At 70.0% G+C, this 12,274-nt stretch carries 11 protein-coding genes; 6 read left to right on the top strand and 5 right to left on the bottom strand.

Going from position 1 to position 12,274, the window contains the following annotated elements; genetic code table 11:
* Positions 1-108: 108 nt before the first annotated feature.
* Positions 109-1,287, bottom strand: a complete 1,179-nt coding sequence (locus tag OG322_RS41095; protein ID WP_329307829.1) for a glycosyltransferase — start codon at positions 1,285-1,287, stop codon at positions 109-111.
* Positions 1,288-1,436: 149 nt separating this feature from the next.
* Entirely contained in the window at positions 1,437-2,912 is a 1,476-nt protein-coding gene (locus OG322_RS41090; protein ID WP_329307828.1) for an MFS transporter, read from the bottom strand.
* A 390-nt stretch (positions 2,913-3,302) separates the two neighbouring features.
* Here OG322_RS41090 and rfbA point away from each other — a divergent pair, with 390 nt between their 5' ends.
* From rfbA to OG322_RS41060, 6 genes are all read left to right on the top strand, one after another.
* Entirely contained in the window at positions 3,303-4,199 is an 897-nt protein-coding gene (gene rfbA, locus OG322_RS41085) for a glucose-1-phosphate thymidylyltransferase RfbA (RefSeq protein ID WP_123471656.1), read from the top strand.
* Positions 4,200-4,224: 25 nt separating this feature from the next.
* A complete protein-coding gene (gene rfbB, locus OG322_RS41080; RefSeq protein ID WP_123471741.1) occupies positions 4,225-5,262 on the top strand; it encodes a dTDP-glucose 4,6-dehydratase in 1,038 nt (345 codons plus the stop codon).
* 111 nt (positions 5,263-5,373) lie between these two features.
* Positions 5,374-5,583: a hypothetical protein gene (locus OG322_RS41075; RefSeq protein ID WP_123471654.1), complete on the top strand. Its 210-nt coding sequence runs from the start codon at positions 5,374-5,376 to the stop codon at positions 5,581-5,583.
* Complete coding sequence (locus OG322_RS41070; protein ID WP_124286615.1) at positions 5,580-7,874, top strand: TOMM precursor leader peptide-binding protein; 2,295 nt, start codon at positions 5,580-5,582, stop codon at positions 7,872-7,874. Before OG322_RS41075 ends, OG322_RS41070 begins: the two co-directional genes overlap by 4 nt.
* Before the next feature lie 230 nt (positions 7,875-8,104).
* Positions 8,105-9,286, top strand: a complete 1,182-nt coding sequence (locus tag OG322_RS41065) for a sensor histidine kinase (RefSeq protein WP_164494606.1) — start codon at positions 8,105-8,107, stop codon at positions 9,284-9,286.
* A 107-nt stretch (positions 9,287-9,393) separates the two neighbouring features.
* Positions 9,394-10,002, top strand: coding sequence for a response regulator transcription factor (locus tag OG322_RS41060; protein WP_123471739.1), 609 nt, complete (start codon positions 9,394-9,396; stop codon positions 10,000-10,002).
* Between the two features lie 4 nt (positions 10,003-10,006).
* Here the strand turns inward: OG322_RS41060 and OG322_RS41055 are convergent, their stop codons facing one another.
* The 3 genes from OG322_RS41055 to OG322_RS41045 form a co-directional block, all read right to left on the bottom strand.
* Positions 10,007-10,636 (bottom strand): NADH oxidase, encoded by a 630-nt coding sequence (locus OG322_RS41055; RefSeq protein ID WP_148085591.1) that lies wholly within the window; start codon positions 10,634-10,636, stop codon positions 10,007-10,009.
* 157 nt (positions 10,637-10,793) lie between these two features.
* Positions 10,794-11,732, bottom strand: coding sequence for an alpha/beta hydrolase family protein (locus tag OG322_RS41050; protein WP_123471646.1), 939 nt, complete (start codon positions 11,730-11,732; stop codon positions 10,794-10,796).
* Between the two features lie 46 nt (positions 11,733-11,778).
* On the bottom strand, positions 11,779-12,249 hold the full coding sequence (locus OG322_RS41045) for a nuclear transport factor 2 family protein (RefSeq protein WP_123471644.1): 471 nt from the start codon (positions 12,247-12,249) through the stop codon (positions 11,779-11,781).
* Positions 12,250-12,274 lie beyond the last annotated feature (25 nt).

Genomic DNA, 12,274 nt, shown 5'->3' with positions numbered 1-12,274 from the left:
CGTGGCCGGCGCGGGCGGGGCGGTCCCCGCGTGAAGGCAGCACGGAAGCGCTCGGCCGGGGTGTGCCGACCGAGCGCTTCGTGGATCTGGAGCTTTACGGGGTTCCGGTCAGCCGACGAACTCGGGGAACCGCGCGACCGTCTCGTCCGGTCCGGGCATGGCCTCGACCTCCTTGGCGATCCGGCGCGCGGCCTCCCCGATCGCGCCGTCGGCCAGAAGGGTGCGGACCTCGGCCTCCACCGCCGCGGAGGTCACCTCCGCACCGACCAGCACCTGGCCCGACCCGGCCGCGCGCACGGCGGGCCCGTTGGCGAAGCCGTCGCCCTCCGCCGGCAGGATCAGCTGGGGCAGCCCCGCGGCCAGCGAGGCCATCGTGGTGCCGTGGCCGCCGTGGTGGATGACGACGTCGGCGTGGCGCAGCACCTCGGCCTGCGGCACCCAGGGCAGCGCAACGACCCGGTCCGGCAGCTCGCCCAGATCGGCCGGGTCCACCGCGCTCGTCGCGACGAGGACCCGCACGCCCAGCGGCAGCAGACCGTCGATCACGGTGCGCAGCCGCTCCGCTGAGCCGACCACGGTGCCGAAGCTCAGATAGACCAGCGGGCCCTCCCCCTCGGTGATCTGCGCGGGCAGCTCGCCCGGTTCGGCGAAGGGGATGGGCCGCTGCTGGATGATCCGGACGCCCGAGGACGGGATCTCCTCGGTCTGCACGACGGAGGGGCAGATGTCGACGAAGGGGTTGCCCAGGGTCCGGTTGGGGCCGATCTTGTCGGCGACCCCCAGCTCGTTCGCCGTACCGAACAGCTCCCGCTGGATCAGCGGGTCCATCGTGGGGGCGGGCGAGACGCGGCCGATGCCCTGGCAGAGCGCGGGCACACCCGCCGCCGCGGCCGCGAAGCCGGCGCCCGGGTTGGCGATCTCGTAGACGACCAGGTCGGGCCGGAGCGAGTCGATGACAGGGGTGATGTCCTCGAAGACGTTGCGCGGCAGCACCGAGCCGAACGCCTTCACGGCCAGGCCGGCCAGCTGGTCGGACGGAATGTCACTGGCCTGCACGGAACCGCCGTGGGCGTCCAGGAATGCCTGGCCGCCCGCCGCCTCGATGAACGCCTCGGGAACGGTGAGCCCGCAGCTGACCGGCCGCAGCCCCGACTTCTCGAGGATGGGGTGGAACTGGTGGTTGGTGGCGAACCACACTTCGTGCCCGGCCTCGACCGTCGCCTTGGCGAGCGGCACCATGGGGAACACGTGCCCGTAGTTTCCGAGGCTTGCGAAGAGAACCTTCATGTCTCGCACGGCCTTTCTGCCGGTGGAGTGATAGGTGACAAGTAATCCGGTGGAGCGCTGAGCTGGACGCACGAGCGATGCCGTGCCGCCGAACACGCGCGGCCCAACGCGATGTCCTCGTGTCGGGCCGCGGGGTCGGTGTACGGGCGTCAGCCGGCGACCGAGGAGGTCGGTGCCTCCACGGCCACGACGGGTTCGGCGCTCTGCGGTTCCTCCGTGATGGAGGACCGCCGCGGCGCGAAGAGCATGACGGCCGCGGCCAGTGCCGTGGCCGCCGCGGCGACCCACAGCGCGGGCACGAATCCGTCGACGAACTGCTGGCCCGACGCGTAACCGCCGTTGTGGGTGAAGATGCTGCTGAGGACGGCCACACCGAGCGCCGCACCCAGCTCACGCATGGCCGACGTCGAACCGGAGGCGACACCCTGCTCGGAGACCTCGACAGAGCTCATCGTCAGGTTCATGAGCGGGGCGAAGAAGCAGGCGACCCCCACGCCGCCCAGCAGATAGCCGGGCAGCTGCCCGACGTAGGACGTGTCGGGTTCGATCACCATCGCCCAGTAGGCGAACCCGAGGGCGAGCATCGTGAGCCCGAAGACCGCGACGGGGCGTCCGCCGATCCGGTCGGACAGGATGCCCGCGAAGGGCGCCACGAGAAGCGGCATCGCCGTCCACGCCAGCATCCGCACACCCGCCTCCGTGGGCGTCATGTGCTGGACGGTCTGCATGAACTGCGTGATGAGGAAGACGACGCCGTACATGCCGAAGGCCATCAGCAGACCACCGGCGTTGACCGCGCTGAAGGCCCGGTTCCGGAACATCCGCATGGGCAGCATGGGCGTCTTGGTGCGCTTCTCCCACAGGACGAACACGACGATCAGCAGAAGGCCGCCGACCAGAGGGCCGAGGACCTTCGGGGCGCCCCAGCCGTCGTGGCCGTTGGCCCGGATCAGGCCGTACACGAAGCCGAGGAGGCCGAGGCTGATCAGGAAGGTGCCGGGAATGTCCAGGCGGTTGTTGGGACCGTGGCTCTCCTTCAGACCGCGCCAGGAGGCCGGGATGAGCAGCAGGCCCACCGGCACGTTGATCCAGAAGATCCACTGCCAGGACAGGTGCTCCGTCACGACCCCGCCCACCAGCGGACCGCCGGCGATGGCCAGTCCGCCGACCGCGCTGTAGATGCCGAGGGCGGCGCCCCGCTTCGCGGCGGGCACGGCGCTGGTGAGCAGCGTGAGGGAGAGCGGCATGATGGCGGCGGCACCGGCGCCCTGGACCACACGGGCGGCGATCAGCTCACCGATGCCGGGTGCCAGCGCGGCCCAGGCGGACGCGGCCGTGAACACCACCAGACCGCCGATGAACACCCGGCGGCGGCCGAACCGGTCACCGAGGGACGAACCAAACATCATCAGCACGGCGAACGACAGCGTGTAGGCGTTCACCGTCCATTCCAGCTGCTCCAGGCTGCCGCCGAGTTCGTCCCTGATAGTGGGAAGCGCGGTGAGGACCACGAGGTTGTCGAGCCCCGCCATGAAGGTGGCCAGGGCCGTGATCAGGATGGCCAGGCCCGGAGACTTCCCCACCCTTGCCGTATCGCCGTCGAGGGCGATTTTGTCAGTACTCATTCAGGAATTTCCTTCCGACTTCACCATGGAAGACAGCGGTTCCCGCCGCGCGGCCAGGAACGAGGGGCCGGCCCGACGCCGACGGCGCGGGACGTCCCGCCAAGGCTAGGCAGCCCGGCTCAAGCGCCGGTTGATTCCACCGCTGCTCCGCCCGCACTCGATCGGCCGGAAGCACCATCAGGGAGCGGGACCCGGGCAGCCGCGGCCCCGCGCCGCCACCGGAGGAAGCCGCACCGGGTCGTCGGACAGACCCCCTGCGCAGTGGCTCCCGCACGGATCCCGGCGGACCGGCTCACGGCCGGGAACCCGGCATCCCCACCCGGCATCCCGGGGTTCTCGGACCCTGCGCACGGCCGGCCCCACCCCACGCACGACGAAAGGGAAGCTGAGATGAAGGGCATCATCCTCGCCGGTGGCAACGGCACCCGGCTGCGCCCGCTGACCGGCACGCTGTCCAAGCAGATCCTGCCGGTCTACGACAAGCCCATGATCTACTACCCGCTCTCCGTGCTGATGCTGGCCGGAATCCGGGACATCCTGGTGATCTCCTCCAGGCACCATTCGGAGAGCTTCCGCACCCTCCTCGGGAACGGCTCCCGGCTCGGTCTGAACATCTCCTACGCCGAGCAGGACCAGCCCCGCGGCATCGCGGAGGCCCTCGTCATCGGCGCCGACTTCATTGATGACGACCAGGTCGCGCTGGTGCTGGGCGACAACATCTTCCACGGGCCGCGGTTCTCGGTGCTTCTCGACGACGCGCTGCGCAACCTTGACGGCGCCGCGCTGTTCGGCTACCGGGTGAGCGATCCGCACCGTTACGGGATTGGGGAGATCGACGCCGACGGCCGGCTGCTGTCGCTGGAGGAGAAGCCCGCCGACCCGCGCTCCAACATCGCGGTGACCGGGCTGTACCTGTACGACAGCGATGTGGTCGGGATCGCCAAGAACCTCTCCCCGTCGGCGCGGGGCGAGTTGGAGATCACCGACGTCAACCTCGCCTATCTGGCGCAGGGCCGGGCCCGGCTCACCGAACTCGGCCGCGGCTTCGCCTGGCTGGACATGGGCACCCACGACTCGTTGCTGCAGGCCGCGCAGTACGTCCAGCTGGTCGAGCAGCGGCAGGGCGAGTGGATCGCCTGCGTCGAGGAAGTGGCCCTCAACCGCGGCTTCATCACCGCCGAACAGTGCCGACGCCTCGGCGAGGAGATGTCGGGCACTGCGTACGGGGCCTACGTCACTGAGATCGCCGCCCGCCGCCGTCCGATGCCGACCGCACGCGTAGCCTGAGAAGGAGGACGTCCCCATGTCCGCGATGCGACCGGCCGACGCGGCCGACGCCGAGGTGCGCACCACCACCCGTGTTCTGGTGACCGGCGGGGCCGGATTCATCGGCTCGCACTACGTCCGTACGGTGCTGGGCCCCGAGGGTCCAGGTGATGTCGCGATCACCGTCCTGGACAAGCTGACGTACGCGGGCGTTCCCGCCAACCTCGACGAGGTCCGGGCGCACTCGCGCTTCTCCTTCGTCCAGGGCGACATCTGCGACGCCGAGCTGGTCGGCAAGCTGATGGCCGAGCACGACCAGGTGGTGCACTTCGCCGCGGAGTCGCACGTCGACCGGTCGATCGACGGCGGCGCCGAGTTCGTCCGTACGAACGTGGTCGGCACACACACCCTCGTCGACGCGGCGCACCGGGCCGGCGTCAAGGTCTTCGTGCACATCTCCACCGACGAGGTGTACGGCTCGATCGACGAGGGCTCCTGGCCCGAGAGCCATCCGCTGCGTCCCAACTCCCCGTACTCCTCGTCGAAGGCGGCGAGCGACCTGATCGCGCTGTCGTACCACCGCACCCACGGTATGGACGTCCGCGTCACCCGTTGTTCGAACAATTACGGTCATCACCACTTCCCCGAGAAGGTGATCCCCCTCTTCGTGACCAACCTCCTCGACGGCGGGAAGGTCCCGCTGTACGGCGACGGCCGCAACGTCCGCGACTGGCTGCACATCGACGACCATGTGCAGGGCATCGAACTGGTCCGCACCAAGGGGCGCGCGGGCGAGATCTACAACATCGGGGGCGGCACCGAGCTCTCCAACAAGGAGCTCACCGCCCTGCTGCTGGAGGCGTGCGGAGCAAAGTGGGGGGAGAGCGTCGAGCACGTCGAGGACCGCAAGGGTCATGACCTGCGCTATTCCGTCGACTGCACGAAGATCAGCGAGGAACTGGGGTACGCACCGCGCAAGAGCTTCACCCAGGGGCTGGCCGAAACCGTCCAGTGGTACCGTGATCACCGCGACTGGTGGGAACCTCTCAAAGAGGCGGCCGACGGAGTCCGGCCCTCCATTTGAGTGAGAACTTCACCCGCCTCCGGTGAAGGCGACACTGTGCGCCGCATCACTCACTCACGAAGAATCCTGGGCATCGGAGCACCAGCCCACCTTCAGTGAGGAACACCTGCGATGAGCCACGCCAGTGCCACTGCCACCCTCTCGGCGCGCGTCACCGAGGCAGCTCCCGCCCGTCCGCTCCTCGTGGTCGAACGCCTCGACCACTCCCTCGGGACCACCGCGCTGTTCAGCCTCTGCGCCATCCCGATCCCCGCGCACTCCCCCTCCACCACGGCCTCCGTGACCCTTGATGGTGAAGCGGTCGCGGAGACCTGGATATGACCTTGGAGTCGCCCCTCCCGCAAGGCCCCGGACCGGCCGTCCTGCCGGACGGCTCGGCCCTTGTCGGATTCAGGCACCATCTGCGTCCGGCGACCGTCCCCGGCGAGGCGACCTACCTGGTCTCCCGCCGGGGCGTGACCACCCTGCACGGGGTACTCGCCGACGTGCTGGTGCCGCTGCTCGACGGCACCCGGTCGCTCAGCGAGATCCTGCGGGCCGCCTCGTCCGTCCTCACCACCGAGGAGGTCGAGGACGGGCTGGCCCGGCTCAGCGGGGCCGGGCTGCTCCGCTTCTGCGATCCCGCCCTGGCGGCGACGGGCACCGACCCGGTCGCCGAGGCGTACTGGGACCTGGCCGGTCTGGACGGCACCCGCACCGCGGCGGGACTGGCCGGCTCCCGGCTGCGGGTCCTGCCGCTCAACGGCGTGGACGCCGCACCGGTGCTCGCGGCCAGCCGGGAGTCCGGTCTCGGGCTCACCGCCGCGGACGCGGACGCGGAGCTCACGCTGGTGCTGTGCGACGACTACCTCTCCCCCGAGCTGGAGCGGGTCGACGCCGAGCACCGGGCGACGGGCAAGCCGTGGCTGCTCACCCGGCTGTGCGGTTACGAGCCGTGGATCGGCCCGTTCTTCCGGCCGGGCGAGGGGGCCTGCTGGTCGTGTCTGGCCCACCGCGTCGAACAGCACCGCGGCTACGAGGAGCCGCTCCAGCGGGCCCTGGGCCTGGACGGCCCGCTCGCGCGGCCCTTCGCCTCCCTTTCGGCGGGGCGCGTCATGGCCGCGCAGAGCGCGGTCCTGGAGGCGGCCAAGTGGCTGGCCGGACTGCGCTACGCCGACCAGGGCGCCATCCGCACGGTCGACACCCTCACCCTGAGCACCCGGGTCCACACCGTGTCCCGGATTCCCCAGTGCTCCTCCTGCGGCGATCCCGGTCTGACGCGCCGCCGGGTGCTCGCGCCGTTCGTCCCTGTGTCGCGGGCCAAGGCCGGCAACGGCGACCACCGAGCCCTCAGCCCCGACCAGCTGCTCAAACGGCACGCGCATCTGGTGAGCCCGGTCACCGGCATCGTGCCCGTGCTCGAGCCCTCCCCCGGGGCACCCAAGTTCGCCACCACCTATGTGTCGGGGCACAACCTGGCGATGCGCGACCGCGGTCCCGCCGGGCTGCGCTCGCAGAGCGGCGGCAAGGGCCTGACCGACGCGGAGGCCCGCACCAGCGCCCTGTGCGAGGCGGTGGAGCGCTACTGCGGCACCCGGCACGGCGACGAACCGGTCGTGGTGGACACCTTGCGCGCCCTCGGCGAGCAGGCCATCCCCCCCAACGTCTGCCAGTTGTACGCGGACCAGCAGTTCCGCGAACGGGACCGCTGGAACCGCTCGGGCTCGCCCTTCCACTACGTGCCCGAGCCCTTCGACGAGAACAGGCCGGTGGAGTGGACACCGGTGTGGTCCCTGACCGAGCGGCGCCAACGGCTGCTGCCCACCTCGATGCTCTACTTCTCCGCCGCCCCCGATGCGCCGGGTCCGTACGCCGACTCCAACGGCAACGCGGCGGGCAGCAGCCCGGAGGACGCCCTGTTGCAGGGCTTCCTGGAACTGGTGGAACGGGACGCCGTCGCCCTGTGGTGGTACAACCGCACCCGCCGGCCCGCGATCGACCTGGACGCGTTCCACGAGCCGTACATCGGGCGGCTGCGCGACGGATACCGGAAGATGGGCCGCGATCTGTGGGCCCTCGACCTCACCTCGGACCTCGGCATTCCCGCGATGGTGGCGGTGTCCCGACGTACGGAGGGGCCCACCGAGGACATCATCTTCGGCTTCGGCGCGCACTTCGACCCGGCCGTCGCACTACGCCGCGCGCTGACCGAGGCGGGGCAGCTACTTCCGGCCGTGAGCACCGACCGCCCGGGCGGCGGCTACGGCATCACAGATCCGCTCCCGGTCCGCTGGTGGCGGCAGGCGACGGTGGCCAACCAGCCCTATCTGGCACCGGCCCCGGCCACCCGGCCACGCACCCCCGGCCACTGGAACTACGTGATGCGCGACGATCTGCTCGACGATGTCGAGGCCATCGCCGAACTCACCGCCGCCAAGGGCCTGGAGCTGCTCGTCCTCGACCAGACCCGCCCGGACGTCGCCCTACCCGTGGTCAAGGTGATCGTGCCCGGGCTGCGCCACTTCTGGGCCCGGTACGCGCCGGGCCGGCTGTTCGACGCGCCTGTCGCACTCGGCGACCTCCCCCGGCCCACCCCCTACGAGGAGCTCAACCCGATCCCACTGTTCGTCTGACAGGGGCCGCGTGCGGCGGCCCCGAGCCTGGTCGGTACCGCCCGTGAGCCGGATTCCGCGGCAACGACCAATGCGGAGATGACCACCGAACTTCATCCAACCTACATAGAATGGAGCCCAGTTGGTCGAAACGTAATCGACACGCGAGGGGAGCTGGAAGACGAAAGATGTACCGCATCCGGCCGAACAGACCTCCAGCTCGTGCCAGCCGACCGCAGGACGACGGATACGTGGTCACCAAGACAGCCCGGGGCATTCTGCTGGCCGCACTGATCTGCTATCTGGGCATCACCTTCCTCAACCTGCTTTCCCAGTCGCTCGGCGCGTACGATCTGGCCCGTGCCGTCTTCTGCCTGGCGGTGGTGTTCCTGCTGCAGCTCGCGCACTCGGCACCCGGCTTCTCCAAAGCCCGGACGCGCACCAAAGTGATGACCCTGACCGCTCAGGGGCTCTTCTCGTTCCTGCCGTTGATCTGGTTCGGGGTGTACTGGGGCGCCATGGCCGGCTTCTTCGCCGGCTCCCTCCTGCTGGTCCTGCCGACCAGAGCGGGCTGGACGCTGTACGGAGCGACGTCGCTCAGCATGGTCGTCCCCGCCGTCCTGGCCGGCCGGGGTGCCATCGACGTCGTGTACCTGGTCCAGACGACCGCGCTCACGGGTCTCGTCGTGTACGGGCTGAGCCGCCTGTCCGGCCTGGTCGACCAGCTGACCAAGGCCCGCGCCGAACTGGCCCGGCTGGCCGTCAGTCAGGAGCAGTTACGTTTCTCCCGTGATCTGCACGATCTGCTCGGATACAGCCTCTCCGCCATCTCTCTCAAGAACGAACTGGTTCGGCGCCTCATCCCGACCAATCCGTACCGAGCCTGCGAAGAGGTCGACGACGTCCTCGTCATCTCCCGCCAGGCGCTTGCCGATGTGCGCCGGGTCGCGAGCGGGTACCGCGAGATGTCCCTTGTCTCGGAACTCTCCTCCGCCGAGTCGGTGCTGGCCGCCGCCGACGTCTCGGTCACCGTCGACGCCCATGACACCATCGAGGGCCTGGGGCTGATGACGTCCACCGCGCTGGCCACGGTGCTGCGCGAGAGTGTCACCAATCTGCTGCGGCACTCCAAGGCCTCGCAGTGCTGGATCTCCGCCCAGGTCGAGGACGGCGTCGTCCGGCTCACGATCGCCAACGACGGCTTGGTGGTCGGCTCCCATCCCCGCTCGCCCCACAGCGGCAGCGGCCTGGGCAACCTCGAACGCCGGCTGGAGGACATCGGCGGCCGGCTGTTCACAAGGCGCCTCACCGACGATTTCGACGTGGACCGCTTCGAGCTCACGGCCGAGGCACCCCTTCGGGAGCACGTTCCGACAGCCCGCAGGATCGCCGAAGAACTGCAGCCGAAGGGCCGGACCGACCATGTAGCGTGAGCGGCCTCGGTACCAGGACCCCCGTCGACGAAGCTCCGACGGCAGGCGCCGCGCAGGATCTGGTCCAGAAGAAATTCCGTAAGTGGGGGAACGGTGGACGCGCGACGATGATTCGGATTCTCCTGGCCGAAGACATGCACATGGTCCGCGGCGCGCTGGTGGCGCTGCTCGAACTGGAGGACGACCTGAAAGTGGTCCTCGAGGTCGAGCGCGGCGATCAGATTCTGGGCGGGGCGCGCGAGCACCGGCCCGACGTGGCGATCATCGACATCGATCTGCCCGGCCTGGACGGACTCAGCGCGGCCGAACTCCTGCATGAGCGCCTCCCCGAGTGCCGGACCCTGATCCTCACCAGCCTCGGCCGCCCCGGCACGCTGCGCCGGGCGATGGCCGCGCACGTCTCGGGTTTTCTCCTCAAGGACGCGCCGCCCAGCGATCTCGCCCAGGCCGTGCGCCGGGTCGTCGCCGGCCAGCGGGTGATCGACCCGCAACTGGCCCTGGCCGCCTGGGGCGGCAGCGAGAGCCCGCTGACCATCCGTGAGACCGAGGTGCTGCGCATGGCCTCGCAGGGGTCGGAACCCCAGGAGATGGCCGCGCAGCTCCACCTGTCCGTGGGCACCGTGCGCAACTACCTCACCACGGTCGTGACCAAGCTCAACGCGCGTAACCGGGTCGACGCCATCCGCATCGCCCGCGAGTCGGGCTGGCTCATGTGACCGGTCAGCCGGCGACCACTGTCATGCCGGCCCCGGCCAGGTGACCGAGGATCGCCAGGGTCAGTTCGGCGGGCAGCGGAGCCACCTCGACCATCGCCTGCGGCGTCGTCGCCCAGGCCAGCAGGGACACCACCCACATGGCCTCGGGGCGGTGGATCTGCACATGGTGCTCCAGGCCGCGGCACTCCAGCAGGAAGGAATTCGTCTGCGCCGTGATCGTCACATCGGGGCGCAGCCGCACCCGGTGCTGCGGCGGTACCGAGACCGGGACGAAGCGGGCGGTGCGGCTCACGGGCACCACCGACAGCACCGGTCCCCTGAGGTCCTCCATGGACAGCGTTCTGATCACCAGGTGGGAGATCTCGCGGAGCACCCGCAGCAACACCTGGTAGCTGCTGTGGCCGGTGCTCGCCTCCTCGTTCGGCCGCACCACGTTCGCGAGCCGGACGGGACCCATTTCCATGCGGTACAGCGCCTCGGCCACGATCGTCGTGGGCGCCTCGATCCGCTCGATGCCCCGCGGACCGCTGAGCACCAGTGCCTGGCCTTCCTCGTCCCACCCGACCGCCGTGTCCTCGTGCAGGGACCACAAATGGTGCAGGTGCAAGGGGGAGTCTTTCGGAGGTGGAATCATGGACAACAAACCTCCTCGGGCCGCTGGAGCCGCCCGACAGGCCGCCCCCTCGCCCGGGATACACGCGCATCCCACAGCATGAACCCCCGTGCGGCGGTTCCGTAGCGAACGAGTCACATGGAAAGCATGAGGAATTCATGGGGCCACGGAGTGAACACTAGGCGGCGACCGCGCCTTGCGCGCTCCTGGGACGTGCGGCGGCCGAGTCGTCCCCGGCGGACTGCAGGCACTCCTCGAAGAAGGCGAGTGCGCGCAGGTGGTAGGAGCGGGCGGCCAGGCCGAGGCTGATGTTGTGGCCCGCGCCGGGCTGGCGCTCGACCCTCAGGACGGGGGCGTTGGTCAGCCTGGAGGTCATCTCGGCGATGTCCGGCTCCTCGTTGCGCCACCAGGTCTCGTACTCGGCGAAGGTCAGCCGCAGTGGAACAGCGATCTGCGGTGCCAGTTCCTCGAACTTCTGCGGCCACTGGGCCACCTCGGCGGACTCCCGGACCGGGATGGGTGCGACCAGGGCCTCGGCCGCGCGGAACGTACCCGGCGGATAGAGACCCAGCGGGCCCCAGTTGTGCTCCCACTCCAGATGACGTCGCAGGCGCCGCCGGTCGGCCGCCTCGACGCCGTAGCGGTGACCTGTTCCCGAGACGTCCACGGCGAGCAGGCCCGACGTCCGCGCGGCGGTCGTCAGGGCGAGTTTGCCGCCGTAGGAATGGGCAAGCAGCAGGAAGCCGCGCCCGACGGGATGGCCGTCGGCGAACGTCTCCAGCGCCCCGGACAGCACGGCGGCCTGTTCGTCGAGGGTCATGCCGTCGGGTATCCGGGCCGCGGACCGGCCGTAGCCGGGCCGGTCCAGGGCCAGCACCGTGAATCCGAGCCGGGCGCCGAGCGTGAGCAGGGACAGGTCGGCGTCGGCCTGCCCGTCGAAGTACCCGGCCCGCATACCGCCGCCGTGCACGGCGACGACGGTGGCGCGCGGCGGCCCGTCGGCCGGCTCGGCCAGCAGGCCCGACAGGGTCAGGCCCGCGGACTCGAGCAGGAGCGGGCGCACCCCGGCCGAGTGGGTCTCCGACGGTGCCTTCCGGTCCGTCCTGGACACGCTCATGAGTGATGGTCCTTGTCGGTCGGCGATGAACGGGACCCGGGCCGGCTCAGGCGAGCTGGCGGGCGAAGGTGTCCAAGTCGAAGTACAGCGTCTCGTCGATCAGGACGTCGCCGTCGAAGTGGAAGAAGACGGCGACAGGGGCCTCGACGGTCTTGCCGCGGTTGGGTATGCCGCGCCAGTCCGCCTCCTGCTTGGCGCGCATCTGCGCCTCGAGGATCACCGCGGTCGGCGTGTGGTGGACGATGAACAGGTCGTGCTCGGGGTTCGGGAAGGCCTTCTGCAGCTCCGCGAAGTAGCCCTTCTTGATGGCCTCCTCACCGATGAACGGGCTCTCCTCATACGCCATGACCCGGTAGACGCCGCCGCGCGGGAACGTGGCGAGCACGCCGTCGATGTCCCAGGCGGACTCGGCGATGGTGTGCTCCGCGACAACGGCCTCGCGCCGCTTGCGCAGCTCGGCGTCGGGCTGCGGAAGATCCGCGCCAGGCAGCTTGAACTCGTGCTCCTCGGAGGACATACGGGCTCCTTCAGACTTCGGCTGG

This window comes from Streptomyces sp. NBC_01260, assembly GCF_036226405.1.
Taxonomy (GTDB): domain Bacteria; phylum Actinomycetota; class Actinomycetes; order Streptomycetales; family Streptomycetaceae; genus Streptomyces; species Streptomyces laculatispora.
The sequence above is the reverse complement of the archived record's forward strand: the minus strand, read 5'-3'. Positions and strand labels throughout refer to the sequence as shown.

Excerpts from the sequence above, each read along its gene's own strand:
- OG322_RS41095 (WP_329307829.1), bottom strand. The coding sequence starts at position 1,287 with ATGAAGGTTCTCTTCGCAAGCCTCGGAAACTACGGGCACGTGTTCCCC.
- OG322_RS41090 (WP_329307828.1), bottom strand. The coding sequence starts at position 2,912 with ATGAGTACTGACAAAATCGCCCTCGACGGCGATACGGCAAGGGTGGGG.
- rfbA (WP_123471656.1), top strand. The coding sequence starts at position 3,303 with ATGAAGGGCATCATCCTCGCCGGTGGCAACGGCACCCGGCTGCGCCCG.
- rfbB (WP_123471741.1), top strand. The coding sequence starts at position 4,225 with ATGCGACCGGCCGACGCGGCCGACGCCGAGGTGCGCACCACCACCCGT.
- OG322_RS41075 (WP_123471654.1), top strand. The coding sequence starts at position 5,374 with ATGAGCCACGCCAGTGCCACTGCCACCCTCTCGGCGCGCGTCACCGAG.
- OG322_RS41070 (WP_124286615.1), top strand. The coding sequence starts at position 5,580 with ATGACCTTGGAGTCGCCCCTCCCGCAAGGCCCCGGACCGGCCGTCCTG.
- OG322_RS41060 (WP_123471739.1), top strand. The coding sequence starts at position 9,394 with ATGATTCGGATTCTCCTGGCCGAAGACATGCACATGGTCCGCGGCGCG.
- OG322_RS41055 (WP_148085591.1), bottom strand. The coding sequence starts at position 10,636 with ATGATTCCACCTCCGAAAGACTCCCCCTTGCACCTGCACCATTTGTGG.
- OG322_RS41050 (WP_123471646.1), bottom strand. The coding sequence starts at position 11,732 with ATGAGCGTGTCCAGGACGGACCGGAAGGCACCGTCGGAGACCCACTCG.
- OG322_RS41045 (WP_123471644.1), bottom strand. The coding sequence starts at position 12,249 with ATGTCCTCCGAGGAGCACGAGTTCAAGCTGCCTGGCGCGGATCTTCCG.